We start from the raw sequence: 25,852 nt of genomic DNA on the forward strand, positions 1-25,852 counted from the left end.
GGTTGGGGCACTTCCCCCAAGTGCTGGCCCGGCGATCCGGGCGCGCCCCTCCGGAGGAAGTCATGGAATCCACCCCCGAGCTCGATGGAGCTCTCGACGTGTCGACGCTCGCCGACGCGTTCTGCATCGGCCTCGACCTCGTCGACCTGTTCGGGAGGACGGGCGACTTCTGCGCCGTCTGGCTCGGCACGGCCGACGGGACGATGCACGACTTCGTGGTCTGCACCGAGGACCGCGGTTGCGACGTCGACCACCTCGTCCGCTACGCCGCGGTCAGCGCCCGGCTGCTCCAGGTCGAGCGCGCGGTGCTGTGGCGCACCGACGACGACCTGTGCGACGGACCCGGCCTCTCGCTCGAGTTCTTCGACCACCAGGAGGTGCTGTCGGACGCCGGGGCCGAACTGGTCGACGAGATCGTGCTCGGCGGCGACGAGCTCCGGTCGATGGCGATCTCGACGTTCAGCGACGCTCCCGGATGGGACGACGTGTCGGACCGGATCGCAGTGGGCCACGATGGGTAGATGGAGCGCACACTGCCGCCGGGGTCGGAGTACGTACGGACGACGCCGACGTTCGACAACGAGTCGGTCCCCGCCGGGCTGTTGCGCGACCACCGGGTGGCCGCCGGCGTGTGGGGGCGACTCGTCGTCCACGACGGCACGCTGCGTCTGGTGTTCGCCGCCGTCGACGACCAACCCGCCGAGGAACAGGTGGTCGACGTCGACCATCCGGGCATCATCCCGCCCGAGCGTCCGCACCAGGTGATGTTCGACGGGCCGGTGACGTTCGCGGTGGAGTTCCACCGCGAAGCCCACTGACCGCGGGATCAACCCGCGACCGACGCCAGGTCCAGACCGGCCGCCAGGTCGGTGAAGGCTTGCTTGCCGTCGCCCTGGAAGGTCGAGCCGTGCATGATGGCGAGCGTCGTCGGTCCGAGGTCGCCGAGCGTGCGCAGCACCTCACCGGTGCCGGGCCCGAGCGACATCGACCCGAACATCTGCTCGGCGGCCAGTGCCTGGCCGACCACGTCGCCAGCCGTGACCGCAGGGGGTGCTCCGACCTGGGAGAAGAGATCGCCACACAGCAGTGTGCCGGTCGTCTCCTCGAAGAGGACCTGCGCCTCCCATCCGTGGGGGACGTGGGGCGTCGAGATCTGGCGGAGACGCTTGCCGCCGATGTCCAGTACCTCGCCCTCGGCGAGTGCGCGGGGTGGACGGTCGCACAGGTCGTCGAGCGAGATGTCGCAGCCCAACGCCCCGTGCGCGACCTGGGCATCGGGCGCGGCCGCGAGCCACATGTTCATCGAGCCGCACTCGTCGGCCTCGACGTGACCGAACGTGATCCATCGGAGCGACTCCACCGGTGTGACCGTCGCGACGGCTTCGGCGACGAGTGGGAACATCCCCCGCGGCCCCGTGTGGAAGAGGAGCGGCTCGTCGCCCATCACGAGGAACTGGTTGAACGTGAAGCCCTCGGGGCTCACGTCGGGGATCCACGTGGAGATCCGGTAGGTGTCGTCGGCGATCTCGGTGATGTCTGGGTGCATGGGTTCCATGCCCCCTCCGGCGTTCATCCGACGCCGGTCTCGTTCACTCCCGACTGAACAACCCAACGGATCTGCGCCGTACCGGGGTCGTGGACGCAATAGCGACCGGTGCGGATCGTGCGATCGAGGGAGGCGCCGGCAGCGGGGTGGGCCTCGCAGATGGTGCTGATGGCCGAGCGGATCGCGCGGGTCACGTTCAGCCTGGCGCGTTCTGCAGCCGACGACGCACGCCGACTGCGGCCCCCGAGGCCGAACGCCTGGGCCAACTGCTGGACCAGCGCGTCATGCTCGTCCTGGAGCTGTTCGGCCTCGTCGAGCATGCCGCTGGCGAGGGCATCGTCGATCTCCGCGCGCAGCGCCTCGATCCGATGGCGGTACGCACTGCGTGCGGTGGTGTCGAGGACCGCACCGGCGTCGCCGATCGCTCGTCGATCGACGTCGCCGACGCCCTCGATCCGGTCGACGAGGTCGAGGGCGTGGCGCTCGGCCCCCGGCGAGGCGACCAGCTCGGCGAGGTAGCGCAGACCCTTGGTGTCGCGGAGTCGTACCTCGGTGCCGTCGAGCGAGAGGGTCCACCACTTGTCGGTGCGGTGGAGCGACGCGGCCCTGGTCGTGGCTCGGCCAGAGGCCGGGGACAGGCGATCGAGCAATTCTCGGTCGGCCGGGTCGAGGACCACGTCGAGGTCGGCGAGGGCTGCGACCGCGGTCTCGGCGTCCACCTCCGCCTCTCGGAGGTCGCCGCGCCGCTCTCGGAGTCGGGACGACTCGATGAGCAGAACGATCCGTTGGAATGGCGCTCGGCTCGACCCGAGGGCGGCCAAGGCGCGCTCTACCAGTTCGACTGCGGCGTCGAGGTCACCGTTGGCGACCAGGACGCGGGCCTGCGACGGCACGCTGCCGCGCCAACAAGATCGGGTTGGCGACGTCGTCGACGCGTCGTGAGAGACGCGCTCGCGCCTCGGTCGCCGCGCCGAGATCGCCGCGAGCGATCTCGGCGTCGGCCAGGACGCTGAGCAACTCGACCGCGCGCAGGTGATCGGCACCCATGGCGCGCAACCCACGACGAGCCGCCAACGCTGCCAGCTCGGCGTCGCCACGGCGGAGGTGGAGCCGCGCTGCGGGCAGGAACCCCTCGAAGGTCTGCTCTCGGCCAACCAACAGCATCTCGGCTTCGGCGAGACGGCCCTGGCGGATGCGGAGTTCGGCCAGGAGGATCGCAGAGTGGAAGGCGGGCTGGCCGGTCACCTGCTCGAACTCGTCCGAGGCACGCTCGAGCAGCGCCTCGGCCTCGGTCCACCGACCCAACTCACACAGGAGGCAGGCCTGCACGGTGTCGCAGTGGTTGCTGAGGAACGCGGGAGCGGGACCGTCGGGGCCGATCAGTCCTCGGCCGCGCAGGAGGTCGCCCCAGGACGACGCCCGGTCGAAGTCGGCGCTGTAGTAGCAGGCGGTGAAGAACGAACACGCCGACTTGCCGGCGACGTCGAGATCATCGACCGGACCGCACACCAGCGCCATCGCCTCGTCGAGCATGGCCATGCCCTCGGCCACTCGTCCCGCTTGCACGTGCGCGAGGCCGCCATCGGCCAGCGCCTTGGTCTCGAGGTTCACGTCGCCGAACTGTCGTGCTCGATCGAGGGCGAGATGAGCCCGTGCCAACAGGTCGTCGGGATCGCCGGTGTCGCAGCCCATGGCGGCGACGGCCACCCACCCCTGTTCGACACACGGAGCCTCGTCTCGGAGCATGGCCTCAGCGCGGACGAACCACGCCCTCGCCGCGGTCAGGTTGCCGAGCCCGTTGGCATAGACGTCGCCGAGATGGACACACGCCATGGCCCCTGCTCGCTGCTCGCCAAGCGACGTGAAGGTGCGGATCGCCGCCGACAGATGGGTGATCGCCCCCTCGAGATCCAATGACTCGCGGGCCTGCATCGCCGACTCCATCGAGTCGCGTGCTTCCTCCACCGACGGCATCGCCCACAGCTTCGCAGACGATCAGTCCTCGTTGCCCGGGTCAGGCGAGCAGTTCGTCCCAGAGGGCGTCGGGGATCTCGAGGTCGAAGAGGTCGACGTCGGTGTCGATCTCGGCGGCGGAACGCGCGCCGGGCAACACCAGCGTCACCGCCGGATGGCGGAGCGGGAACTGGAGCGCGGCCGCGGCGAGGGGCACCTCGTGTCGGGCGCAGATCTCGGCGAGGCGGCGAGCCTCGGCGATCACCTCGGGCGGCGCCGGCGCGTAGTGGAAGTGCGCGTCGTCGGTGGGGTTCGCGAGCAGTCCGCTGTTGAAGACGCCGGCGGCCATGACCTGGACGCCGAGGTCGGCGCAGCGGTCGAGGACGTCGGCGCCGGAGCGGTCGAGGAGCGTGTAGCGGCCGGCGAGGAGGAGCCAGTCGAGCTGAGTGTGATCGAGCACGTGGTCGGCGACGGAGGCCAGGTTGGTTCCGAGGCCGATGGCGCCGATGACGGCTTCGTCGCGCCATCGGGCGAGGGCGGGGTAGGTCTCGGCGATGGCCGCTTCGAGATGATCGTCGGGGTCGTGGACGTGGACGATGTCGAGGCGGTCGGTGCCGAGGCGTTCGAGGCTGGCGGTGAGCGAGGCCTCGACGCCGGCTTCGCTGAAGTCGAACTCGGGGCGGACCGGGGGCACGTCGGCGAAGATCGTGTCGGGGTCACCGTCCCCACCGGAAGCGTCGTCGGGGACGAGGACGCGGCCGACCTTGGTGGAGAGGATCGTCTCGTCGCGTGGGAACGGGGCCAGGCCCCGGCCGACGCGCGTCTCGCTCAGTCCGTGGCCGTAGAGGGGGGCGGTGTCGAAGAGCCGGATGCCGCGGGCCCACGCGGCGGCGATGGTCTCGTCGGAATCCTGTTCGGTGACCGCGTCGTAGAGGTTGCCGAGGGCGGCGCCGCCGAGGCCCAGACGTCCGGAACCCAGCTTGTTCACGAGTACGCGACGGCCTGCTGGCGCGAGGTGCCGAGGCCGTCGATGCCGAGCTCGACGACGTCGCCGGGCTTCAGGTAGATCGGCGGGTCGAACGACAGGCCGACGCCGCCGGGGGTGCCGGTGGAGATGACGTCGCCGGGCAGCAGGGTCATGAAGTCACTGATGTGCGAGACGAGTTCGGCGATGCCGAAGATCAGCTGGTTGGTCGAGCTCTGCTGGCGGGTCTCGCCGTTGACGGTCAGCCACATGGCGAGGTCACCGGCGTCGCCGCCGACCTCGTCGGGCGTGGCGAGGAACGGGCCGAGCGGGGCGTAGGTGTCGTGGCTCTTGCCCTTGATCCACTGGCCGCCGCGTTCCATCTGGTGGACGCGCTCGGAGTAGTCGTTGTGGAGGGCGTAGCCGGCGACGTGGCCGAGAGCGTCGTCGACGCTGACGTAGCGAGCGGCGCGTCCGATGACCACGGCGAGCTCGACCTCCCAGTCAGTGGCGGTGCTGCCGCGCGGGATGACGAGGTCGTCGTCGGGGCCGCAGAGGGCGGTGGTCGCCTTGCCGAAGAGGATCGGCTCGTCGGGTTCGGGCTGGCCGGTCTCGGCCGCGTGGTCACGGAAGTTGAGGCCGACGCAGATGATCTTGCTGGGCCGGGCGACGGGCGAGCCGAGGCGATCGCCGTCCTCGAGGGTGGGACCGTCGGGTTCCCAGGCGGCGAGCCGGTCGATGGCGTCGCCGGCGAAGAAGCGCTCGTCGTAGTCGCGGTGACCGATCGACGAGAGGAACGCCGAGGCGTCGACGCGGCGACCCTCATTGGTCAGGACGCCAGGGATCTCGGCGCCGGGAGCGCCGACTCGGATGAGCTTCACTTCCGCACCCCCGTGAACCCGCCGTCGATGAGGTGGTTGCTGCCGGTGACGAAGCTGGCCTCGTCGGAGCAGAGCCACAGCGCGAGGCCGGCGATCTCTGCCGGTTCGCCCATCCGGCCGATGGGCTGGGTGGCGGCGAGTGAGTCGAACATCTCGGATTCTCTCCCGGGATAGTTGTCGGCGATGAAGCGGTCGACGAAGGGCGTGTGCACCCGCGCCGGCGAGATGGCGTTGACCCGGATGCCGCGGTCGACGAGGTCGGTGGCGGCCGACAGGGTCATGGTGAGGACCGCGCCCTTGCTCATGCTGTAGGCGAAGCGGTCGGGGATGCCCATGACCGAGGCGATCGACGCCAGGTTACAGATGGCCGAACCCGGGCCCATGTGGGCGACGGCGGCCTGCATCGTGAGATAGACGCCGCGGACGTTGACGGCGAAGACCTTGTCGAAGTCCTCGGGCGAGGTCGACTCGAGGGTGCCGACGTTGGCGATGCCCGCGCTGGTCACGAGGACGTCGATGCGCCCGTGCTCGGCAGCGATGGCGCCGAAGGTCGATGCCACGGCGGTGGGGTCGGTCACGTCGCAGGGGTGGTCGGCGGTGGCGGCGAGGTCGACCACGGCGACGGTCGCACCCTCGGCCCGGAACCGTTCGACGACGGCTTCGCCGATACCGGATGCGCCGCCGGTGACGACGCAGATCTTGCCGGCGAGACGATTCATGACGCCTCGAGGGCGCGCTCGGCGGCGGCCTGCATGCGGTCGACGGCGGTGGCCGGCGAGATGGTCTCGACCAAGGCGTCGTGGATGGCGCCCCAGGCAGCGTCCTCGATCTCGGGGAAGCGTTCGAGCGGTGGGTAGGTGAGCATGGCGTCCTCGATGGTGGCTCGGGTCACGGCGAGGCGTTCGGCATCGACGTCGTCGAGGGGAACGTAGGCGTCGAGCGCGCCACGATGGGCGGGAATCGTCCCGGCGCCGGCGTCGAGGCACTGCGCGTTCTCGCCGGCGAGCTCGGTGATCAACGCCACGGCAGCGTCGACGTCACCACAACTGCGGGGGATGGCCCAGGCGTGGCAGCCGCTGTACGACTTGCCCCCGGGGTAGGCCGCGGGGCGCAGCGACGCGTAGCGACCGGAGGTCCGGATGCGCTCGTAGCCGCCGGGCCAGGCCGCGGCCATGGCCACACGGCCATCGAGCAGTGCGTTGTCGACGTCGTCGTAGTGCCAGCTCGGCAGGTCGCGCGGCGCCTGCGCGGCGAGGCGGCACAGGCGCTCGACGGCAGCGACGGCGACGGGGCCGGTGAGGGTCGGACGACCGTCGGCATCGAAGGGCGTGGCCCCGGCGGCGACCATGAGTTCGTAGAAGAGTCCGAACAGGCCCGACTCGCGACCGGTGAAGCCGAACGAGCCACCGCGCTCGCCCAAGCCTGCGTCGACGACGTCGTCCCACGTGACCGGGGCGGCATCGAGAAGGTCGGTGCGCCACCACAGGATCCGGACGTCGATGTTGCGGGGCACGCAGAGCAGTTGGCCGCGGAAGCGGCACAGGTCGACGGCGCGCGGTGCGAGCGGCGCGAGGGCCGACTCGGGGACCAGGTCGTCGAGCGGGTGGAGCCACCGCGCCTGCGACGGCGCGTACTTGCCGTGGGTCGAGATCAGGTCGAGACGTTCGCCCCGGTCGAGCAGGTCGGCCACCGAGCGGTTGAGCGTGGGGTGATCGGCGTGGACCACGATCTCGACATCGTGATCCGAGTCCCGGAACAGTTCGTAGAGATCGTCGTACATGGGGCCACCGACGAGGGCCACGCGCAGGGTCATCGTCCGCGCTCCTCGCGTTCGACCCAGTAGCTGCCGCCGGGGTACTCGTAGGTGGCGAGCGAGTCGGGCTCGAGTTCGACGCCGAGTCCCCAACCCGTCGGCGCCCAGTACCGACCGTCGTGCACGTCGAGGCGTTGGACCATGTGCTCGTGCAGGTGGTCGGCGTACTCGATCATCCGCTCGTCGAGCGATCCGCTCACGGCGACGTAGTCGAACATCGAGAAGTGCTGCACGTGCTCGCACAGGCCGATTCCGCCGGCGTGGGGGCAGACCGGGATGTCGAACGTGGCGGCCAGCAACAGGACGGCGATGACCTCGTTGACGCCGCCGAGGCGGCACCCGTCGATCTGGGCGACGTCGATGGCGCCGGCCTGCATCAGCTGCTTGAACATCACCCGGTTGTGGGCGTGCTCGCCGGTGACGACCTTGATCGGTCGCACGGCCTCGCGGATGCGGGCGTGGCCGAGGATGTCGTCGGGGCTGGTCGGCTCCTCGATCCACCACGGGTCGACCTCGGCCAGGGCCTTGACGTGATCGATGGCGTCAGCGATGTCCCACACCTGGTTGGCGTCGACCATGAGGCGGCGGTCGGGGCCGATCTCGGAACGGACGATGGCGGCGCGGCGGACGTCGTCGTCGCGATCACGACCGACCTTCATCTTGAACGAGTCCCAGCCGGCGTCGATGCCCGCCTGGCACTGCGATCGGATCTTGTCGTCGGGGTAACCGAGCCAGCCAGCCGACGTGATGTAGGCGGGGTAGCCCTCGGCGAGGAGGTGGGCACGGCGCTCGGCCCGACCGGGCTCGGCCCGCTCGAGGAGGGCGAGGGCCTCGGCCGGCGACACGGCGTCGGAGATGTGGCGGAAGTCGACGGCCGAGACGAGTTCGGCGGGTGACAGGTCGGCGAGGAACGCCCACAGCGGCTTGTCGGCCTGGCGAGAGAGCAGGTCCCACTGGGCGTTGACGACGGCCGCGGTCGCGAGATGGACCACGCCTTTCTCCGGGCCGAGCCAGCGGTACTGGCTGTCGGACGTGAGCCGGGTGGCGATGGCGCCGAGGTCGTCGCGGAGGTCGTCGAGCGTCAGGCCCACGACCATCTCGGCCAACGAGGCGATGGCGGTGCAACAGATGTCGTTGCCGCGGCCGATGGTGAACGTCATCCCGTACCCGGACAGGGCGGGGTCGTCGGTGTGGAGCGCGACGTAGGCGGCCGAGTAGTCGGGGTCGGGGTTCATGGCGTCGGAGCCGTCGAGCAGCTCGGACGTGGGGAACCGGACGTCGTGGACGGTGAACCCGGTGATCGTGGGGGACGGGGTCGTGGTCATCAGCGCTTGCCTCGGGAGAATTCAGGCAGGAGGGGCTGCCAACACTTGCACCCCTTCTTCCAGACCTGCGGACGATAGAAGTCGGCGCCGTCGAGCTTGTCGGGGCGGTAGGTGCCGGGGCCTCCGGCGAAGGGGATCTCGACGGTGCCGAGGTTGCCGATCGCCTGGACGAGACCGGCTCGGGTCAGGTTCGGGCCGGCGGCGAGCGCGGCGGCTTCGAAGCGTTGGACCACACCGCACGCGAGCAGCGTGCCGACGTAGAGCGCGTCGGGGTCGTTGGCTCGGTCGATCTGGATGCCGGTCTCTTCCTCGAAGTCCGCCGCGCACTGGGCGTCGATGGCGGGTTCGGGGACGCCGGCGCGGTGGTCGTAGGTGCGCCACGCGGTCGTGGTGATCGACCCGTCGAAGCTGGGCGGCATGTTCGCCACCACGTAGTCGGTCGAGTACGACCACGGATCGGCCGCGCCGTAGAAGGGGGTGTAGCCCTGGCTGGCCCCGGTCTGGGCGAAGCTCTGGGCCGAGATGAAGTCGGCGCCGAGCATCACGGCGGTGACGCCGTTCGAGCGCATCTGCTGCACGGCGATGGGCACCTGGGTCTGCGACGACACCGGGTCACCGGAGAGCCAGTAGACGAACGGGTCGTAGCCGAGCGCCTGGAGGGTGTGGACGATGCCCTCCTCCTGTTCACGGCGGAGGCCGATCCACTCGGTGCCGAGCACGCCGACCTTCTTGCCCTTCAGCGCACCGAGGTCGTGGAGGATCTGCACCATGTTGCGGAAGTTGCGGGTCTGGTTGTCGAACGTCGACGAGTAGAGACCGTTGGCCTGGCCGTAGATCTCCTCCGGATAGGCGGAGCCCTGCAGGAACGGGACGCCCTTCTCGCGCGTCAGGCACAGACCGCCGGGAGGGCCGTAGCCGGTGGTGTTGAACGCCGCGAAGACCTTGTGGTCGTCGGCCAACTTCAGGCAGCCGGCGCGGGTTCCCGAGTCCTGGTCGAGGACGTCGTAGGTGGCGTCGACCAACTCGATCGTGCGGCCGTGGATACCACCGCGGTCGTTGATGGCGCTGGTGGCGGCGCGGAACTCGGCGACCTGGATGTCACGCTGCTCCGAGGTGTTGCCGATCTCGGCCGAGTTCGGGATGAGCAGGCCGATCTTGATCGTCTCGGCCGTGACGCCCACGTCGCTGGCGGTGTTGGCGACGGTCGTGGCCGGACCCTGGGTGGCCGGGCCTTCGCCGGGACCATTGCCGCCGTCGACGGGGCCGGTCGAGGGGTCGGTGCCGCCGCTGCCGTCGACGACGGTCGCGGCGGTCGTGGTCGTGACGTCGAGTCCGTCGGTGCCGTCCGACGACGATCCGCCGCCGAGGGCGTCGAGATCGAGGTCGTTCTCGGTGGTGAGTGCCTGTTCGGGCGGACGCTCACCGACGAGGGCGGGCAGCGCGAGGCCCAGGGCCAACATCGCGGTGACCACGCCGATCAGTTGGACGTAGGTCCGTGATCGGCTGGTGACGGGGATGTCGATGGGAGGCGTGTCGGTCATGTGGGTTCCCTCAGCTGACGGGGCGGTCGAGGACGGCCAGGTCGAAGACTCGGTTGACGTGGTCGGTGAGCAGGAGGGAGCCGTTGCGGAGCGCGGCTCCCATCGGTGTGCGGAACGTGGGCTCGCTGGCCGACACGTCGGTGTCGATCCGGTCGCCCTGGTCGAGGCCGATGTCGGCGACGATGCCGAGCGACGGGATCGTGACGTAGAGGCGGCTGGCGTCGCTGGCCACGATGTCGCCGGGGATCTCGCCGACGCCGAGGTCGACGACGTGCTCGGGCTCGCTCTCGTCGGGGCGCAGGCGGAAGATGGCCGGCAGACCGGGAGGCAGGGTGGCGAGTCGGCCGCTGACGACCATGACCAGTCCGCCGTCGTAGAGATACGACAGACCGACGGGGCCTTCACCGGCCAAGCGGTCGACGAACGACGTCAGGACCTCGAGACGCTTGCCGTTCAGCTTCCACACCGTGCCCTGACCGCGGTCTGCCACGACGATCGATCCGTCGGGGCCGGCGGCGACGCCGGACAGGCTGGGCGGGCTGTCGAGCAGTCCGGGCTCGCACGGCTTGGTGAGCTCGAGGACCCCGCACGGCGGGATGTTCGCCGCGGTGGCGACGGTGACGAGCGCATCGGACGACGTGTCGAGCCGCAGGAGCCGCGAGGTGCTGGCGTCGACGGCCCAGACGGTGCCGTCGGGATCGACGGCGACGCCGGTGAGACCGCGGGTCCGCGCCGCGGGCTGATCGGGCGCCGGCCAGGAACCGATGGCATCGCCGGTGGCCGAGAAGGCCCACAGCATCGACGGCTCGGTACCGACGTCGTCGCCGGCCACGTAGATGGTTCCGTCCGGGCCGACGGCGACGCCGTCGGGCTGCGCGGTGGTCGGGAGTTCGGCGAGCAGTGCGAGTTCACCGACGGGGCGCGACGGGCCGACCGGCGGTGGCGGCGCCGTGGTCGTCGGCGGCGTCTCGTTCGTGGAGTCGGTACCCGACGGCGGGTTGGACGATCCACCCGGCTGCGGGGAGAACGCGGGGAGCGACGGGGTCGTGATGTCGTCGGTCGACGGGGGCGACTCGTCGCCGACCGCAGTCGTCGACGGCGATGACGGTGCCGAGGCTGCTGCTTGGCCGAGCGCGGCCGGCCCGTAGCCCTCGAACACGCCGGGCAGGCCGACGATGGCGAGGAACAACGCCACGACGAGGCCGCACACGACGGTGTACGCCTGGCCGTCGCGCATCCCGAGCCGGGTGGCGAGGCGGTGCATCTGGGTCTCGATCATGCGGTGACCTCCGGGCGGGGCGCGGCGTCGGACCGGTCGATGGCCCGGTCGTCGGTGCCGAGGTAGGCGGCCACGACCTCGGGGTCGTGGCGAACGTCTTCGGGAGAGCCGCTGGCGATCTCGGCGCCGGCGGCCAGGCAGTACACCCGGTCGCTGAGGCCCATGATCATCGGCATGTCGTGTTCGATCACGAGGACCGACGCGCCCAGCTCCTGTTGGACTCGACGGATCATCGGGGCCATGGCCTCGGACTCACGCTGGGCGACGCCGGCGGTGGGTTCGTCGAGGAGCAGGAGCTGCGAACCCTGGGCCGACAGACACGCCATCTCGACGATGCGTCGGGTGCCGGTCGACAGATCGGCGATGTGCACGTCGGCGTAGCGGGAGAGACCGAAGAGCGACAGGTACCCCTTGGCGCTGGCCGCCTTGCGCGCCTCGGCGGCACGAGCGGGCTTGAACGACGCCAGCACCGGGACGAGGTCGCTGGGGTCGTCGGACTCGAGCGCGGTCTGCAGCGCTTCGCGGACGGTGAGGCCGGGGAAGAGCCGGGCGTCCTGGAAGACGCGGCCCATGCCCAGACGGGCCCGGACGTGGGGGCGCAGCTCGGTGACGTCGCGGCCGGCCAGGAGCACGGTCCCCGTGTCGGCGGGCGTGAAGCCCGAGACCACGTCCATGAGCGTCGACTTGCCGGCGCCGTTGGTGCCGATGAGTCCGACGATCTCTCCCTCGTCGACGTGCAGCGAGACGCCGGCCAGGGCGACGAGGCCACCGAAGCGCACGGTGACGCGGTCGACGGCGAGCACCGGACCGAGTGCGGCGGGGCGTGGTGCTCGCTCGGGTCGGGCCGGAACGCTCTCTGCGGCGTCGCTCTCGTCGAGCACGACGGTCTCGTCGTTCTCGCCGGTCGTGCCGTTCGCGGCGTCGGGGACGAGGCGTTCGATGAGGAGGTCGCGGGTCCGGAAGACGATCTGGGCGAAGCCACCGGGCTTGAAGAGCAGGAGGACGAGGAGTCCGATGCCCGACGTCGCCAGGCTCACGGCCGGGGTCGGACCGAGCAGGGCGGGCAGCCCCACGACGTAGACGGCTCCGAGCACGGCGCCGGTGATCGACCCGAGGCCGCCGATGACGGCCATGCCGACGATGGCCAGCGAGTCGGCCGGCGAGAAGACGTCGGGGCCGAACTGGACGGTGAGCCCGGCGAGCAGCGAGCCGGCGAAGGCCGCCATCGCGCCGGGGACGGCGAAGGCCAACAGCTTCGTGGCGGCGGGCGAGATGCCGAACGAGGCGGCCGCGCGTTCGTTGTCGCGCACCGCGATGATCGAGCGACCGACGCCACTCGACCGCAGTCGGCTGGTGACCACGACGGCCACGACGAGGCCGGCGAGGCACAACAGATAGAAGGTCTTCTGCGCGTTGTAGTCGACGCCGAGCGTCGTGCCCGGCTGGACGAACACGACGGATCCGTCGCCCAGGAACCAGGGCTGGGTGAAGAACCACTCGCGCGCGGCCACGGCGAACGACAACGTGGTCACCGCGAGATAGAGGCCTCGCAGTCGCAGTGCCGGGAACCCGACCAGGAGGGCGACGAGGGCACCGGCGACGACCGAGTAGGCGAGCGCCGCCCCGTAGGGCATCCCGCGATCGTGCAGGAACACGGTGGTCATCGCGCCGACGCCAACCATGGCGAACTGGCCGAGCGAGAGCTGACCCGACCAGCCGGTGAGCATCGTGACCGAGAGGCCGACGATGGCGAACACGAGCATGCGGCCGAAGAGGAAGGTCTGCGAGGCCGAGCCGAACATGACCGGGAGGAGCGCCGCGATCACGATTCCGGTGAGACCGGCGATGTGTCCACCGCGGCGGATCCACCAGATCTGGCGGAGCCGTTCGGGCACGGGTCGGACCAGGGTGCCGAGCGACTCGAGGCCGGTCTCCTGGTCTTCGTCGCCGCCACGGACGAGCACGAGCGTGAGGACGAGGAGGAAGAGCAACAGCTCGGACCACGACGGGTCGGCGACGTTGGCGAAGACCAGCGCCTCGACGATGCCGATGCCGATGCCGCCCACGAGGGCGAGCGGGAGGGAGACCAGGCGGCCGACGAGGGCGGCGGCGAGGGCTCGGAGCAACAGGCCGGGGCCGAGGGCTTCGGAGATGGCCAGCCCGCCGACGTTCACGTTGCGCAACGGGTTGACGAGGATCACCGTGAGCGTCGACAGCACGCCGGCGAGGACCCAGACCATCGTCGACACCTGGCGGGTGCTGATGGCTGCGAGCTCGGCGGCGTCGCGGTTGTCGGCTGCCGCGCGGATGGCGAGGCCCCACGGGGTGCGCTGGAGGAGCATCCCGAGTCCGACGACCACGGCGGGCACGAAGGCGATGATCATGAAGTGCGGGCTGTTCAGCACCAGGTTGCCGATGGTGAACGACTTGCCCAGTGGCGAGGGGAAGGGGCCGGCGTTCTCGAGCCGCACGCGCGGGAGGAGGAGCTGCGCGACCAGGAGGAGCTGGGCGATGCCGATGGTGGCCACCAGCATCGCGAGCTTGGGGCCGCGCGCGAGGCGGCGGATCACGGTCGTCTCGATCAGTGCACCGAGCGCGCCACCGCCCACCAGGACGACGACGAGGGCGAACCAGAAGTTCCAGTCGAAGTCGAGCACCAGCTTGGCGAGCACGGCGGCACCGAACGCACCGATCTCACCATGGGCGAAGTTGATGACGCCGGTGGCGCGGTAGACGAGGACCAGTCCGGCGGCGAGCACGGCGTAGGCCATGCCGGCGAGGGCACCGACGACGATGATCTCGGGCGAGAACGTGAGTGCGAACATCATCCGCCGTCACTCCCCAGGAACACGGCGCGAGCGAGATCGTCACGCTCGGCCAGCTCTTGCGCCGGTCCTTCGAACCGGACGGCGCCCTTCTCCATGAAGACGGCGCGGTCGGCGAGCGCGAGCGCAACGTTCAACGACTGCTCGACGATGACCATGGTCAGTCCCCCATCTCGGAGCTCTTCGACGATCTCCATCAGCTGCTGGACCACGACGGGTGCGAGGCCGAGCGAGAGCTCGTCGATGCAGAGCACGTCGGGATCGATGAGCAATGACTTGGCGAGTGCGAGCATCTGCTGCTCGCCACCCGACAGCGTCCCGGCCGGCTGACCGAGGCGGTCGCGCAGGACGGGAAAGCGTTCGAGCGCCGAACCGATGCGGGTCTCGAGGGTGGCCTTGTCCCAGATGTGGGTGAAGGCACCGGCGAGCAGGTTGTCCATCACCGTGAGCGACGGGAAAACCGCCTTGCCACCGGGGAGCTGCACGATGCCTCGCCGGACCCGGTCGACGGCGCTGGTGCCGGTGATGTCGTCGCCGCGGTGGCTGACGGTCCCGGCGCTGGGTTGTTCGAGACCGGACACGACACGGAGCAGCGTCGACTTGCCGGCTCCGTTGGTGCCGAGCAGCGCCAACACCTCGCCTCGGTCGACGTGGAGGTCGACGTCGAAGAGGACCTGGACGTGACCGTAGGAGAAGTCGACGCCGCGGACGTCGATGGCGGTCACGTCGCTCAACGGGCCAGCCGGAGGGTGGTCATGACCGGGTCGCGGGGGATACGTCCGAGGTCGACGACGAGGGCGGAGCCGTCGGTCTCGACGGTGACGTCGGCGTCGGCGGCGAGGGCCCGAGCGGTGGTGGCCGACGTGTGCTCGGCGAGTCCGTCGATGCGGATGCGACCGGGAGCCGAGGGCACGACGTGGACATAGATGTTGTCGGCGTCGGCGGTGGTGCGCACGTCGTCGTGACCCTGGATCGGTCCGTACGTGGTGCCGTGGATCGCCTCGCCGTTGACGTCGAGCCAGCGGCCGACGTCGCGGAGGGCGTCCTGGAACTCGGGCTGGATCGCCCCGTCGCCCTGGGGGCCGACGTTCATCAACAGGTTGCCGCCGCGGGAGGCGACCTCGACCAGGTCGCCGATGATGTCGGCGCCGGTCTTGCAGCGGTCGAGGTCGGGGTTCCACGCCCACTGCCCGCCGAAGGTCATGCACGCCTCCCACGGAAGGAAGTCGTCGGCGTCGGGGACGCTCGAGTCCGGCGGGGCATCGAGGTGCATGCGGATCATGGGCGCGACCTGCTCGACGAGCTCTTCCCAGTTGTCCTGCTGGATGAGGCCGAAGACCATCGTCGGATCCATCGGGGCGTAGGTCGACCGGCGCGGGATCGACTTCGGCACCGACTGCTCGGGCGTCAGGAAGTCGGCCCGCAACTGCACGGGGACGTCGGCGGCGAGACCACCGAGGCGGTCGTTCACCAGGACGTCGGGCTGGTGCTTGCGCACGAGGCCGTGGAAGCGCTCGATGTCCCACTGGGGGCCGAAGCCGATGTCCCACCACCACGAGTAGAGGTCGCCGTAGTCGGTGCAGAGTTCTTCGACCTGGCGCTCCATGCGGGCGAGGAAGTCGGCCCACTCGGGACGCTCGGGTTCGCCGAGGAAGTTCTCCGGCAGGGGCCGGCTGCGGTCGAGGTAGCCGGCGTCGTGGAAGTCGGGGGCCGAGAAGTAGGCGCCGAAGCCGACGCCGCCGTCGCGGCACGCACCGGCGACCTCGCGGACCACGTCGCGACCGAAGGGGGTGTTGGTCGTCTTGTAGTCGGTGGTGTCGGTGTCGAAGAGCGCGAAGCCGTCGTGGTGCTTGGTGGTGAGGACCAGGTAGCGCTGGCCGGCGTCGCGGACCAGGTCGACCCACTCGGCGGCGTCGAATCGTTCGGCAGTGAACTGCTGGGGGAACGCCTCGTAGTCCTCGAGCGTGATCGGCTTGACCGGCATCTCGACCTCTTCGACGCCGAAGCGATGCAGTGTCTCGATGAAGCGACGCTGCAACTCGGGGCCGAGCATGACCGGCCACGACGCCTCGATCCCGCCGACGGAATAGGCGCCCCAGTGGACGAACATGCCGAATTTGGCGTCGTCGAATCGCGAACGTGCGGTTCCCCCGTTTTCCATGGCGGCAGATCCTATAGGATCTAGGATCGATGTCCAGTTCGACCGAATTCCGCGCCGCTCCCCCGCCGGCGCTTCCCGTTCGCAGCGTCCTGGTCGACGACGTCTACGAGGCCATCAAGACGTGGATCATGGACTCGGTGCGCGAGCCCGGGATCAAGGCCAACATCGACGCCCTGTCCCGCTCGCTCGAGGTGTCGCACACGCCCGTGCGCGAGGCGCTCGCCCGCCTCGCCGCCGAGGGATTCGTGGTCAAGGAACCGTCGCGGGGCTACACGGTCACCGCGCCGCTCACCGCCGAACAGGTCGCCGATCTGTACGAGTTCCGCCTGCTGCTCGAACCGTGGGCCGCCGGGCGAGCGGCGCTGCGAGGCGACGACCGGGCCGAGCGACTGCTGCTCGCCGAACTCGCCACCTGCCCCGAGGCGCCCGATGCCGACAACTACGAGGCCTACCGCGCCATCGCTGCCCACGACGAGCGATTCCACGACCTGGTCCTCGACCTGGCGGGCAACGAGCCAGCACGGCGGGCGTTCGCCGGGACCAACTGCCACCTCCACATCTTTCGCCTCAGCTACGGCCGCGGCATGGGCATGCGAGCGCTGCACGAGCATCAGGTGGTGGCCGACGCCATCATCGCCGGCGACGACGTGGCGGCGTCCGCCGCGATGAACATGCACCTGACCCGGTCGCGTGACCGCATCGCCGAGGTCTTCGTCAGCGACCGGTGATGCCGAGCGCCGCTCGGTCGGTGGGGTCGAGATCGCCGAGCGTCTGCTCGCACTGCCCCACCGGGACCTCGACCACCTCGACCGCAACGCTGGCCTTGTCGAGCCCCGCCGACCGCCAGCCGCGGAGTTGCACCCCGCCGTTGCGGCGGACGTGGGCACTGCCGGCGTCGTAGAGGGGGCGGACACGGAGCACCGACGGATCGGTCGAGCGCAGGACCACACATGGCCGATGCTTGCCGGGGGCGTCGTCGCCGTCGCGGGTGAAGGGCAGCCAGGCGATCAGCACGGTGCCGGGCGGCCGGGCCGGATGGGCGTGCGGCCGCGGCGTCTTCGTCGCCCGACGACGGGCGGGTATGTGGTCGACCAACTCGAGCACGACCCAACGGAAGCCGTGGCGTTCGACGGCGAGCACCACGACGTCGTCGGCGCGCATGTCGGCCGGGGCAGGGTCGAGGTCGCCGGCGACGTCGGGATCGTCGGTCGACTTCCAGACCGCCGTGCCCGGTACGGGGACGCCGACGATCCGGGCCGTGATCACGGTTCGGGCCACAGCCCTGATCCTGCCAGGCCATCGCCCGCACTACGGTCCGCCCCGGAAGGGGTGTGCGATGACGTTCACAGGATTCCCGGTCGAGGCGATCGAGTTCTTCGAGGGGCTCGAGGCCGACAACACCAAGGCCTATTGGACCGAGCACAAGGCGACCTACCTCGAGTGCGTGCGCGCCCCGATGGAGGCCCTGCTCGATGACCTGTCGGGGAGCTTCGGCGAGGGGAAGATCTTCCGCCCCAACCGCGACATCCGCTTCAGCAAGGACAAGTCGCCCTACAAGACGAACATCGCCGCGACCATGGCCAAGGGTGGCTACGTCAGCCTCGACGCCGACGGGTTCGGCACGGGCACCGGCTACTACATGATGGCCAAGGACCAGCTCGCGAAGTTCCGGGCGACGATCGACGACGACGTCGCCGGCCCGGAGTTCGAGAAGCTGGTGGAGCGGCTCCGGGCCGCGGACGTCGAGGTGAACGCGCACGACTCGCTCAAGACCGCGCCGCGCGGGTACCCGAAGGACCACCCCCGGATCGAGCTGCTGCGGATGAAGGGATGTATCGCGTGGCGCAGCTGGGAGATCGGCGCCTGGCTCGACTCCCCCGAGCCGGTCGAGCGCGTACGCCAGTTCCTGGAGACGGCCGAACCGCTGGTCACCTGGCTCGACACCAACGTGGGTCCCAGCGAGCTCGAGAACGCCTGGGGCTGAAGACCCGTTGACGAGGCGGATTGGAACCTCCTAACCTTTCGTGGTCTTTCCGTCTGCTGGGGACTGCACGTGAACACGACACGGATCCGCGCTTGCCTGCTCGCCGTCGCGCTGGCCGCCGGCGCCTGCGCGGGTGACGACGACGCCAGCCCCGACGTCACCGTCGACCCGACCGAGTCGTCGACCACGACGACGTCGATGGCGGAGTCGACGACCACGACCGAGGATCCGCGTGTCGCCGTCGAGCAGGCGTTCTTCGACCAGTGGGACGCCTTCGTCGAGATCCTCGAGGACCCCGACCCGGCCAACCCGCTCATCGATCAGTTCTTCACCGGCGCCGCCCGTGACTCGATCCTCGACACGATCTCTGAGTTCATCCGTGACGGGAAACGAGCCCGTCTTCCCGACGACCCGAAGGACTTCAGTCCAAAGGTTGTCGAGGTAAGTGTCGATTCGACAACCTCAGCAACCTTGTTTGAATGCACTGTCGACGGCATTGTCATCGTTGACGTCGCAACAGGTGCACCAACGAATGACTCGGTGAGCACCTACGAGGCTCGAAATACCTTCGAGCTCGTCGACGGAGAATGGAAGCTCGCTGGTTCAGGCGACGTGAGGGATGGGGACCCGGCATGCGCAGACCTCTAGTTGCACTACTAGCGCTGCTGTTGCTGCTCCTCCCGGCCAACGCAGCGGCGGATATCGGTGGGGAGAAGAACACCGAGCAGGACGATCGGGGGAACGTCGTGTTGACGGTGGGGGTGGATGGGTCGGTGTCGCAGCCGGCGGCGAAGGGTGGGACGCTCGATTGTCTGCTGTACGCGTTCGCTCCTTCGTTCGAGTCGCCGGCGGAGAACCCGCCGTTGTCGGGGGAGCAGTTGGTCGAGGAGCAGTACTACTGGCTCACGTGCACGGACGCGGCGGGGGCGACGGTGGTGGCGCGGTTGTTCCAGTACCTGCCGGGCGAGACGGCGATCACGCCGGACGAGTTGGCGCGGCGGGCTCGGGACCAGTTGGCGATCCGGTACCCGGAGCCGCGGACGAGCCCGGGGTTCGGGGTCGACCAGATCGTGGGGATCGAGACGTGGATGTGGATCGACGCGGCGGCGTGGCAGCCGGTGTCGGCGACGGCGTCGATCCCGGGGTTGTCGGTTTCGGCGACGGCCACACCTCGCCAGGTCACGTGGGACATGGGTGACGGCACGACGGTGGTCTGCGACGGGCCGGGGATGCCCTACGACGCCGGTCGTCCGATCGCCGACCAGTCGTCGGACTGCACGCACGTGTACCAGCGGCTCGGGGCGCGCACGGCCAGCGCGACCGTCGTGTGGTCGGTCGAGTGGGAGTCGAGCGACGGGGGCGGCGGGACGCTGGCCGACGCGTCGCGGACGACGCAGTTCCCGATGACGGTGGTCGAACGGCAGGCCGTCGGCCGCTGACGTCGCCCGTCAGGCGGGGGTCAACCGCACGGGGAGGTGCTTGATCCCGCCGATGAAGTTCGAGCGCAGGAGGTCGGCGTCGCCGGTGCGGGCGAGCACGGGCACGCGGCGGGCCAGCTCCTCGAACAGGACCCGGATCTCCAACCGGGCCAGCTGCGCGCCCAGACAGAAATGGGGCCCGCCGCCGCCGAACGCGATGTGCGGGTTCGGGTCGCGTGTGATGTCGAACGTGTAGGGGTCGTCGAACACGGTCTCGTCGCGGTTGGCCGAGATGTACCAGAGGCTGAGCTTGTCGCCCTCGCGGATCTGGGTGCCGTCGAGCTCCATGTCGCGCATCGCGGTGCGACGGAAGTAGAGGACGGGCGAGGCCCAGCGGAGGATCTCCTCGGTGGCGGTCTCGATACGGCCGGCGGGGTCCTCGACGAGGAGAGCCCACTGGTCGGGGTTGTCGAGAAAGGCGTTCATGCCGTGCGAGATCGCGTTGCGGGTGGTCTCGTTGCCCGCGACCGCCAACAACAGGAAGAAGAGGTTGAAGTCCATGTCGGAGAGCTGCTCGCCGTCGACTTCGGCGGCCAGGAGGGTGGTGACGATGTCGTCGTGGGGATCGTCGCGGCGGGCCTCGGCCAGGGCCTGCGCATAGAGGAACATCTCGACCTGGGCTTCCTGGATCTTCTCCTCGCCAACGAAGTACTCGGGGTCATCCGAGCCGACGAAGCGGTTGGACCATTCGAAGATCTTGTGGCGGTCCTGGTGCGGGACGCCGATGAGCTCGGCGATGACCTCGAGGGGGAGCTCGGCGGCGATGTCGACCACGAAGTCGCACTCGCGCCGGACGATGGCCTCGTCGAGGATCCGCTTCGTCAACTCACGGATGTGCGGTTCGAGGAGGCCGATCATCCTCGGCGTGAACCCGCGGTTCACGAGCTTGCGGTGCCGCGTGTGCTCCGGCGGGTCCATCATCAACATCAACTTGGCGTCACCCTGGTTCTTCTCGAACTCGGAGAGCTCTCGCTCTTCGAGGTCCAGGACTCCCCCGTTGTCGGAGTCGGACGAGAAGGTCTTCGCGTCGCGATTGCAGGTGACGATGTCGGCGTGGCGACTGATCACCCAGAAGCCGGGCCCCTCGGGCTCGGCATGGTGGAAGACGGGCTCGTTGGCGCGGATCCAGGCGAACCACTCGTGCGGGATCCCCTCGGTGAAGCGATCACGGTCGAGCAGGTCGATGTCGTCTCGCGTGATGCCCCCGATTTCCATGTCCCCGATGCTCATGGACGAGATTCTGACGTACCGTCAGATCGCGTGCATCGAGAAGCGGCTCAGTCGACGAAGACGGGTTCGGCGTCTGCTTCGCCGATGACCGACGGGAGGTCGCGGGCCAGGGTCGAGGGGTCGTGCGGCAGCAGGAACCGGGCAGCCGCGGCGGCGACGAACACGACGATCGATCCGAGCACGGCCGCGAGGCCGAGGCCGTCGACGAACGCCTGCTGTGCGGCCAAGGCCAGCGAGTCGCCCTGGGCGCCACCCATCTGGGCGGCGACGGCGAGGGCACCGGTGAGCCCGGACTCGGCGACCGACGTCGCCTGGTCGGGCAGGCCGACGATCGACGACGCGATGCCCGACGAGTACTGCGACGTCACGACCGAACCGAGCACGGCGACGCCGAGGGCGCCACCGAGTTCGCGGGTGGTGTCGTTCATGGCCGAACCGACGCCCGCCCGGTTGAGGGGCACCGACGACATGATGAGCGTGGTGAGCGGGGTCATGGTCATGGCCATGCCGAACGCCAGGGGCACCATCGCCAGGTAGACGTTCCCGAGGCTCGAGTCGACGCCGACGAACGAGAACAGGAACAGACCGATGGCCGTCGACGAGAGACCGAACGGGACCACGCGGGCGGCACCGAATCGCTCGACGAGCTTGGGGACCCGGGGCGCCGTCATCATCATGATGAAGGCGAACGGAAGCTGCAGCAGACCCGACTCGAACGGCGAGTAGTCGAGGACGAGCTGGAGGTACTGGGCCATGAGGAAGAACGTGCCGAACATGGCGAAGAACGTGAGCGACATGCCGGCCGAGGCGACGCTGAAGCGGCGGTCGGTGAACAGCTTGAGGTCGAGCATCGGGTAGCGGGTCCGGAGCTCACGCACGGCGAAGAGGCCGAGAGCGAGGGCTGAACCGGCGAAGGTGAGCAGCGACTCGGTCGACAGCCAGCCGTGGTGCGGTCCCTCGATGATGGCGTAGACGAGCGACGACAGGCCGACGATCGACAGCAGTGCGCCGGGCACGTCGAGTGGCTGGTTCTCGGGATCCTTCGACTTCGGGAGCAGGATGGCGCCGGCGACGAGCGCGACGGCGATGACGGGCACGTTGATGAGGAAGACGGAGCCCCAGTAGAAGTGCTCGAGCAACCAGCCGGACGCGATCGGGCCGATGGCTGCACCGCCGCCGGAGATGCCGGCCCAGACCGCGATGGCCTTGGGCCGCTCGTGGGCGGGGAACACGTTGGTCAGGATCGACAACGTCGACGGCATGACGAACGCTGCAGCCACGCCCATGACGGCGCGGGCGCCGATGACCATGCCGGAGGTGTCGGCGAACGAGGCGATGACCGCGCCGGCCAGGAACAGCAGGAGGCCGGCCTGGAGCGCACCCTTGCGACCGAAGCGATCGCCGATCGTGCCGGCGGTGAAGAGCAGGCCGGCGAAGATCAGGGAGTACGAGTCGACCATCCACTGCAGTGCGCTGGTCGAGGCGTCGAGTTCACGGGCCAGCGTCGGCAGGGCGACGTTGAGCGAGGTGTTGCCGATGATGACGATCATCAGGCTGGTGCAGAGCACGGCCAGGATCAGCCAGCGGCGTTCGTACACGGCCGGTTCGATCTCGGGGCCGGCGTCCGGCGAGGGGTGAGGATTGGGGGCGTCCACGGGGTCTCCAGTTTCGCTACGCATTCGTCTCGGAACGATACGGGATCAAACCGGCCGAACCACAGGGAATTCCGCCATCAGGCTGTGAAACTGGTCACGCGACCATCGTCGCCTCTTCTCCGTTTCGATACGCTGACGACGTCATGGCCCGCCCTCGCAGTGAAGATGCACGCCGACGGGTGGTCGAGGCCGCCGTCGAGGCACTGCTCGCGCTGGGCGTGGAGGGCGTGACCATCGAGGATCTCGCCGCCCGGTCCGGCGTCGCGAAGTCGACGATCTACCGGCACTTCGGCAACCTCGACTGCGTCGTGACCGAGGCGTTCCGGTCTCGGATCGTCGAGTACCCGACGCCGGACACCGGATCGCTCGAGGCCGACGTGCAGGAGCTGTTCGCCCGCTACGACCTCGACGATCACCGCCAACTCAACGAGTTGATGCCGCTGCTGCTCGAGGCGGCGCGACGCGATCCGGCACTGTGCGAGGTCCGCGACCGGATCCTCGGCGAACGGCAGCGGCCGCTGCGCACCATCGTCAAGCTGGCGCAGGCGCGGGGCGAGATCGACCCCGACCTCGACCTCGACATCGCGATGGCCATGCTGACGGGACCACTCACCTACCGGAAGATGGTCCAGGACCTCGAGGTCGACGACGCCTTCCTACGCGTGGTCCTGCCCGGCGCCGTCGCCGCCCTCCGCTCGACCGCCGGCTGAATCGACTGCTGCTTCGAGTTCCGTGACCTTGGCCTCCAACGCCAGCGCGGTCGGATGGTCGGGCAGGCGGGCGATGATGGCGTCGGCGAGCGACCGGTAGTACCAGCAGTGCTCGGCCGGGTCGCTGGTGCTGAACCGTTTCCAGAACGCATCGTGATCCTCGGTCGCCAGGTCGCGGACGATCGACGTCGCGTTGTGGAGTTTGTCGGCGGCCGCCACCTCGAGTGAGGCGATCGCCTTGTGGGCGAGCGACGCGACGTACCCCTCCTTGCGTGTGCGCCAGTCGGCCTTCACCTCGCCGGCCTCGGTGTCGACGAGGCTGTCGGACAGATCGCGCACGATGTCGGCGACGGCATCGCCGAACTCGTCACGCACGTCGGCGAGGCGGGCCGTCCCGCCGTGGTCCTCGGCGACGTCGTGCAGGAAGGCGGCGGCGATCTGCTCGTCGGTCCCGCCGTTGCTCCGGACGATCTCGGCCACCTCGGCGAGGTGCGCATCGAAGTACGACCGGCCAGTCCCCTTCCGCACGTCGCCCGCGTGCGCGCCACGGGCGTACGCCCTCGCCCGTCCAACCATTGCACCCAGGTCATCCGCCATCATTGGGATGCTACGGATCCACTTCGATCGGAGGAGCCATGTCGTCCACGCCCCCAGGCCAGCAGCCGGCGGGACAGACCCCGGCGGGTTGGTACCCCGACACGAACCAGCCCGGCACCATGCGGTACTGGGACGGCACCGCCTGGACCCAACACACCCACGTCGGTCAGGCCGCCAGCCAGCCCACCGGCTACCAGACGTACCAGCCGGGCATGACGGCAGCGCCGAACAACCATCTCGTGATGGCGATCCTCACCACCATCTTCTGCTGCCTGCCGTTCGGCATCGTGTCGATCGTCAAGGCCGCGCAGGTCAACAACCTGTGGGCCAGCGGCCAGTACGACGCCGCCCGCAAGTCCGCCGACGACGCCAAGAAGTGGTGGATCGTCTCCGCCTGCGTGAGCGTGGGACTCCTCGCCGTGTACTTCGTGATGATCGCCGCCGTGGGCTTCGGGTCGACCACCACCTACTGATGCTGGTCACGCCGACCACGACTGCGGTCGCGGCCACCGGCTACTTCGGCGCGGTCGCCGTGTTCGATCCGTTCCAGGCCACGATCGTCGGCTGCCCGATCAACCGGTTGACCGGGGGCTTCTGTCCCGGCTGCGGCTCGACGCGTGCCGTGCACGAACTCCTGCACGGCGACGTCGTGGGCAGCCTGATCTGTCACCCGATGGTGATTCCCCTGCTCGCGTTCGGGGCGTACCTGTGGGTGTCGTGGGTCGTCCGGCGTCGCGGTGGTCGGCCGTGGGCGCTGTCGCCCACGCAGCTCCCGGCCGCAGTCCCGATGCTGCTCGCCGTCACGTTCGTCACCCTGACGGTCGTCCGCAACGTGCCCGGCCTCGAGTGGCTCACGCCACCCGACGTCGCTCCCTAGAGTTCGATGCCGACGCCGCCGGCAGCGCGCTGGCGGTCGGAGAACGAGGCCTCGTAGGCGTCTTCGGGGGCTTCGCGGACCAGTTGGTCGAGGATCACGGCGTCGTCGCCGACGAGGATGCGCCAGCGGCCGTCGCGGACGCCGTCGAGGATGATCCCGGCGGCTTGTTCGGCCGACGTCGGGGCGTTGTCGCGGAACATCTCGCCCATCGAGGTGATGAGGCCGCGGATCTGGTCGTCGGTGAACGCCGATGCGTCGAGGCCACGGCCTTCCATCATCTTGCGGGTCTCCGCCAGGTCGTCGGCGGTCATGTCCTCGGGGCGATGACCGAGGATCTGGGCGGAGTTGATGACGATCGAGGTCCCGATGTGACCGGGCATCACGACCGACACGCCGACGTGCGGTGCGTTGAGGCGGAAGTCGTTGACCAACGCCTCGGTGAACCCCTTCACGGCGAACTTGGCGGCCGAGTAGGCGGTGTGGGCGCGGTCGGGGCCGAGCGAGGCCCAGAACCCGTTGACGCTGCTCACGTTGACGAGGTGACCGGCGTCGGAGGCGACGAGCAGCGGCACGAAGGCACGGCAGCCGTTGTAGACGCCCTTCCAGCAGACGTCGAACGTGCGGTCCCATTCCTCGCGCGGGCCGGTGACGAAGCTGGCGCCTCCACCGATGCCGGCGTTGTTGAAGACCAGGTTGACGTGATCGGTCTGCTGTTCGGCCAGGACGTGGTCCCGGAACGCCAGCATCGCCGCCTCGTCGGAGACGTCGGCGACGAACGTGGTGATGCGGGTCCCGGCCGGCGCTTCCTTCTCGGCCAACGCCTTCGACTCGGCCATGTTCTCGGCCGACACGTCGCACATCGAGACATGGGCACCGGCAGCGGAGAGCTGACGGACGAGCTCGCGCCCGATTCCCGTGCCCCCGCCGGTGACCACGGCGATTCGTCCCTCGAACTGATCCATCGTGCTGTCCCCCGTCGTCGATCTTGACCGTGCGGTCAAGACCGTAGCAGCACCGATTCGGGCCCGGCACC

General features: G+C 69.5%; 27 protein-coding genes. 9 read left to right on the forward strand and 18 right to left on the reverse strand.

The genetic code is table 11. The annotated features are described in order from the left end of the window. Positions 1 to 62: 62 nt before the first annotated feature. Positions 63 to 521 carry a hypothetical protein gene (locus AB8619_RS17265; protein WP_436793867.1) on the forward strand — a complete coding sequence of 153 codons (459 nt, stop codon included), beginning with the start codon at positions 63 to 65 and terminating at the stop codon, positions 519 to 521. Next, complete coding sequence (locus tag AB8619_RS17270) at positions 522 to 818, forward strand: DUF1971 domain-containing protein (RefSeq protein ID WP_436793868.1); 297 nt, start codon at positions 522 to 524, stop codon at positions 816 to 818. Between the two features lie 8 nt (positions 819 to 826). Here AB8619_RS17270 and AB8619_RS17275 read toward each other — a convergent pair whose 3' ends face one another. The 13 genes from AB8619_RS17275 to AB8619_RS17335 are packed head-to-tail and all read right to left on the reverse strand — an operon-like array spanning position 827 to position 16,288. Next, entirely contained in the window at positions 827 to 1,546 is a 720-nt protein-coding gene (locus AB8619_RS17275) for an MBL fold metallo-hydrolase (RefSeq protein ID WP_436796404.1), read from the reverse strand. 23 nt (positions 1,547 to 1,569) lie between these two features. Further along, on the reverse strand, positions 1,570 to 2,439 hold the full coding sequence (locus AB8619_RS17280) for a hypothetical protein (protein ID WP_436793869.1): 870 nt from the start codon (positions 2,437 to 2,439) through the stop codon (positions 1,570 to 1,572). Then, positions 2,402 to 3,520, reverse strand: coding sequence for a hypothetical protein (locus AB8619_RS17285; RefSeq protein ID WP_436793870.1), 1,119 nt, complete (start codon positions 3,518 to 3,520; stop codon positions 2,402 to 2,404). The genes AB8619_RS17280 and AB8619_RS17285 overlap by 38 nt, the downstream gene beginning before the upstream one ends. A gap of 40 nt (positions 3,521 to 3,560) precedes the next feature. Further along, the gene (locus AB8619_RS17290; protein ID WP_436793871.1) at positions 3,561 to 4,487 is read right to left on the reverse strand and encodes an aldo/keto reductase; all 927 of its coding nucleotides are present in this window, start codon (positions 4,485 to 4,487) and stop codon (positions 3,561 to 3,563) included. Further along, positions 4,484 to 5,344 carry a fumarylacetoacetate hydrolase family protein gene (locus AB8619_RS17295; protein WP_436793872.1) on the reverse strand — a complete coding sequence of 287 codons (861 nt, stop codon included), beginning with the start codon at positions 5,342 to 5,344 and terminating at the stop codon, positions 4,484 to 4,486. The genes AB8619_RS17290 and AB8619_RS17295 overlap by 4 nt, the downstream gene beginning before the upstream one ends. Beyond that, entirely contained in the window at positions 5,341 to 6,063 is a 723-nt protein-coding gene (locus AB8619_RS17300) for an SDR family NAD(P)-dependent oxidoreductase (protein ID WP_436793873.1), read from the reverse strand. The genes AB8619_RS17295 and AB8619_RS17300 overlap by 4 nt, the downstream gene beginning before the upstream one ends. Further along, positions 6,060 to 7,157, reverse strand: coding sequence for an extracellular solute-binding protein (locus tag AB8619_RS17305; protein WP_436793874.1), 1,098 nt, complete (start codon positions 7,155 to 7,157; stop codon positions 6,060 to 6,062). The genes AB8619_RS17300 and AB8619_RS17305 overlap by 4 nt, the downstream gene beginning before the upstream one ends. After that, the gene (locus tag AB8619_RS17310; protein WP_436793875.1) at positions 7,154 to 8,482 is read right to left on the reverse strand and encodes an enolase C-terminal domain-like protein; all 1,329 of its coding nucleotides are present in this window, start codon (positions 8,480 to 8,482) and stop codon (positions 7,154 to 7,156) included. The genes AB8619_RS17305 and AB8619_RS17310 overlap by 4 nt, the downstream gene beginning before the upstream one ends. Continuing rightward, a complete protein-coding gene (locus AB8619_RS17315; RefSeq protein WP_436793876.1) occupies positions 8,482 to 10,023 on the reverse strand; it encodes an ABC transporter substrate-binding protein in 1,542 nt (513 codons plus the stop codon). The genes AB8619_RS17310 and AB8619_RS17315 overlap by 1 nt, the downstream gene beginning before the upstream one ends. A gap of 10 nt (positions 10,024 to 10,033) precedes the next feature. Next, positions 10,034 to 11,302 carry a hypothetical protein gene (locus tag AB8619_RS17320; protein WP_436793877.1) on the reverse strand — a complete coding sequence of 423 codons (1,269 nt, stop codon included), beginning with the start codon at positions 11,300 to 11,302 and terminating at the stop codon, positions 10,034 to 10,036. Next, positions 11,299 to 14,130 carry an ABC transporter permease subunit gene (locus AB8619_RS17325; protein ID WP_436793878.1) on the reverse strand — a complete coding sequence of 944 codons (2,832 nt, stop codon included), beginning with the start codon at positions 14,128 to 14,130 and terminating at the stop codon, positions 11,299 to 11,301. The genes AB8619_RS17320 and AB8619_RS17325 overlap by 4 nt, the downstream gene beginning before the upstream one ends. Then, positions 14,127 to 14,852, reverse strand: a complete 726-nt coding sequence (locus tag AB8619_RS17330; protein ID WP_436796405.1) for an ABC transporter ATP-binding protein — start codon at positions 14,850 to 14,852, stop codon at positions 14,127 to 14,129. The genes AB8619_RS17325 and AB8619_RS17330 overlap by 4 nt, the downstream gene beginning before the upstream one ends. A gap of 5 nt (positions 14,853 to 14,857) precedes the next feature. Beyond that, positions 14,858 to 16,288 carry an alpha-L-fucosidase gene (locus AB8619_RS17335; RefSeq protein WP_436793879.1) on the reverse strand — a complete coding sequence of 477 codons (1,431 nt, stop codon included), beginning with the start codon at positions 16,286 to 16,288 and terminating at the stop codon, positions 14,858 to 14,860. Positions 16,289 to 16,317: 29 nt separating this feature from the next. Between AB8619_RS17335 and AB8619_RS17340 the strand changes: the two genes are divergently transcribed. Next, complete coding sequence (locus AB8619_RS17340) at positions 16,318 to 17,016, forward strand: GntR family transcriptional regulator (protein ID WP_436793880.1); 699 nt, start codon at positions 16,318 to 16,320, stop codon at positions 17,014 to 17,016. On the opposite strand, the gene AB8619_RS17345 is transcribed toward AB8619_RS17340, so the two are convergent. After that, the gene (locus AB8619_RS17345) at positions 17,003 to 17,566 is read right to left on the reverse strand and encodes a hypothetical protein (protein ID WP_436793881.1); all 564 of its coding nucleotides are present in this window, start codon (positions 17,564 to 17,566) and stop codon (positions 17,003 to 17,005) included. The two genes, AB8619_RS17340 and AB8619_RS17345, sit on opposite strands and share 14 nt — an antisense overlap. Positions 17,567 to 17,624: 58 nt before the next feature. Here AB8619_RS17345 and AB8619_RS17350 point away from each other — a divergent pair, with 58 nt between their 5' ends. The 3 genes from AB8619_RS17350 to AB8619_RS17360 all read left to right on the forward strand — a co-directional run bounded on the left by AB8619_RS17350 (position 17,625) and on the right by AB8619_RS17360 (position 19,711). Then, entirely contained in the window at positions 17,625 to 18,272 is a 648-nt protein-coding gene (locus tag AB8619_RS17350) for a DUF2461 domain-containing protein (protein WP_436793882.1), read from the forward strand. A 69-nt stretch (positions 18,273 to 18,341) separates the two neighbouring features. Next, positions 18,342 to 18,920 carry a hypothetical protein gene (locus AB8619_RS17355; protein ID WP_436793883.1) on the forward strand — a complete coding sequence of 193 codons (579 nt, stop codon included), beginning with the start codon at positions 18,342 to 18,344 and terminating at the stop codon, positions 18,918 to 18,920. Positions 18,921 to 18,940: 20 nt separating this feature from the next. Continuing rightward, a complete protein-coding gene (locus tag AB8619_RS17360; protein WP_436793884.1) occupies positions 18,941 to 19,711 on the forward strand; it encodes a hypothetical protein in 771 nt (256 codons plus the stop codon). 9 nt (positions 19,712 to 19,720) lie between these two features. On the opposite strand, the gene AB8619_RS17365 is transcribed toward AB8619_RS17360, so the two are convergent. Both AB8619_RS17365 and AB8619_RS17370 read right to left on the reverse strand, forming a co-directional pair. Further along, positions 19,721 to 20,980 (reverse strand): cytochrome P450, encoded by a 1,260-nt coding sequence (locus tag AB8619_RS17365; RefSeq protein ID WP_436793885.1) that lies wholly within the window; start codon positions 20,978 to 20,980, stop codon positions 19,721 to 19,723. Positions 20,981 to 21,027: 47 nt separating this feature from the next. After that, positions 21,028 to 22,635, reverse strand: coding sequence for an MFS transporter (locus AB8619_RS17370; RefSeq protein ID WP_436793886.1), 1,608 nt, complete (start codon positions 22,633 to 22,635; stop codon positions 21,028 to 21,030). 143 nt (positions 22,636 to 22,778) lie between these two features. On the opposite strand from AB8619_RS17370, the gene AB8619_RS17375 reads away from it, so the two are divergent. Beyond that, complete coding sequence (locus tag AB8619_RS17375) at positions 22,779 to 23,345, forward strand: TetR/AcrR family transcriptional regulator (protein WP_436793887.1); 567 nt, start codon at positions 22,779 to 22,781, stop codon at positions 23,343 to 23,345. Here the strand turns inward: AB8619_RS17375 and AB8619_RS17380 are convergent. Next, entirely contained in the window at positions 23,292 to 23,945 is a 654-nt protein-coding gene (locus tag AB8619_RS17380) for an HD domain-containing protein (protein ID WP_436793888.1), read from the reverse strand. The two genes, AB8619_RS17375 and AB8619_RS17380, sit on opposite strands and share 54 nt — an antisense overlap. 209 nt (positions 23,946 to 24,154) lie before the next feature. On the opposite strand from AB8619_RS17380, the gene AB8619_RS17385 reads away from it, so the two are divergent. Together AB8619_RS17385 and AB8619_RS17390 are read left to right on the forward strand one after the other, a co-directional pair. Beyond that, on the forward strand, positions 24,155 to 24,415 hold the full coding sequence (locus tag AB8619_RS17385) for a CD225/dispanin family protein (RefSeq protein ID WP_436796406.1): 261 nt from the start codon (positions 24,155 to 24,157) through the stop codon (positions 24,413 to 24,415). Further along, positions 24,415 to 24,819, forward strand: a complete 405-nt coding sequence (locus AB8619_RS17390; protein ID WP_436793889.1) for a DUF2752 domain-containing protein — start codon at positions 24,415 to 24,417, stop codon at positions 24,817 to 24,819. The genes AB8619_RS17385 and AB8619_RS17390 overlap by 1 nt, the downstream gene beginning before the upstream one ends. Here AB8619_RS17390 and AB8619_RS17395 read toward each other — a convergent pair. Beyond that, the gene (locus AB8619_RS17395) at positions 24,816 to 25,781 is read right to left on the reverse strand and encodes an SDR family NAD(P)-dependent oxidoreductase (RefSeq protein WP_436793890.1); all 966 of its coding nucleotides are present in this window, start codon (positions 25,779 to 25,781) and stop codon (positions 24,816 to 24,818) included. The genes AB8619_RS17390 and AB8619_RS17395 overlap by 4 nt on opposite strands. Positions 25,782 to 25,852 lie beyond the last annotated feature (71 nt).

Origin of the sequence: Actinospongiicola halichondriae (assembly GCF_049103745.1) — a bacterium.
GTDB lineage: Bacteria > Actinomycetota > Acidimicrobiia > Acidimicrobiales > Salinilacustritrichaceae > Salinilacustrithrix > Salinilacustrithrix halichondriae.

Coding starts and splice junctions, on each gene's coding strand:
- AB8619_RS17275 (WP_436796404.1), bottom strand. CDS start 1,546: ATGCACCCAGACATCACCGAGATCGCCGACGACACCTACCGGATCTCC.
- AB8619_RS17350 (WP_436793882.1), top strand. CDS start 17,625: ATGACGTTCACAGGATTCCCGGTCGAGGCGATCGAGTTCTTCGAGGGG.
- AB8619_RS17300 (WP_436793873.1), bottom strand. CDS start 6,063: ATGAATCGTCTCGCCGGCAAGATCTGCGTCGTCACCGGCGGCGCATCC.
- AB8619_RS17285 (WP_436793870.1), bottom strand. CDS start 3,520: ATGCCGTCGGTGGAGGAAGCACGCGACTCGATGGAGTCGGCGATGCAG.
- AB8619_RS17365 (WP_436793885.1), bottom strand. CDS start 20,980: ATGAGCATCGGGGACATGGAAATCGGGGGCATCACGCGAGACGACATC.
- AB8619_RS17270 (WP_436793868.1), top strand. CDS start 522: ATGGAGCGCACACTGCCGCCGGGGTCGGAGTACGTACGGACGACGCCG.
- AB8619_RS17375 (WP_436793887.1), top strand. CDS start 22,779: ATGGCCCGCCCTCGCAGTGAAGATGCACGCCGACGGGTGGTCGAGGCC.
- AB8619_RS17315 (WP_436793876.1), bottom strand. CDS start 10,023: ATGACCGACACGCCTCCCATCGACATCCCCGTCACCAGCCGATCACGG.
- AB8619_RS17325 (WP_436793878.1), bottom strand. CDS start 14,130: ATGATGTTCGCACTCACGTTCTCGCCCGAGATCATCGTCGTCGGTGCC.
- AB8619_RS17305 (WP_436793874.1), bottom strand. CDS start 7,157: ATGACCCTGCGCGTGGCCCTCGTCGGTGGCCCCATGTACGACGATCTC.
- AB8619_RS17340 (WP_436793880.1), top strand. CDS start 16,318: ATGTCCAGTTCGACCGAATTCCGCGCCGCTCCCCCGCCGGCGCTTCCC.
- AB8619_RS17265 (WP_436793867.1), top strand. CDS start 63: ATGGAATCCACCCCCGAGCTCGATGGAGCTCTCGACGTGTCGACGCTC.
- AB8619_RS17320 (WP_436793877.1), bottom strand. CDS start 11,302: ATGATCGAGACCCAGATGCACCGCCTCGCCACCCGGCTCGGGATGCGC.
- AB8619_RS17395 (WP_436793890.1), bottom strand. CDS start 25,781: ATGGATCAGTTCGAGGGACGAATCGCCGTGGTCACCGGCGGGGGCACG.
- AB8619_RS17310 (WP_436793875.1), bottom strand. CDS start 8,482: ATGACCACGACCCCGTCCCCCACGATCACCGGGTTCACCGTCCACGAC.
- AB8619_RS17380 (WP_436793888.1), bottom strand. CDS start 23,945: ATGATGGCGGATGACCTGGGTGCAATGGTTGGACGGGCGAGGGCGTAC.
- AB8619_RS17335 (WP_436793879.1), bottom strand. CDS start 16,288: ATGGAAAACGGGGGAACCGCACGTTCGCGATTCGACGACGCCAAATTC.
- AB8619_RS17390 (WP_436793889.1), top strand. CDS start 24,415: ATGCTGGTCACGCCGACCACGACTGCGGTCGCGGCCACCGGCTACTTC.
- AB8619_RS17385 (WP_436796406.1), top strand. CDS start 24,155: ATGACGGCAGCGCCGAACAACCATCTCGTGATGGCGATCCTCACCACC.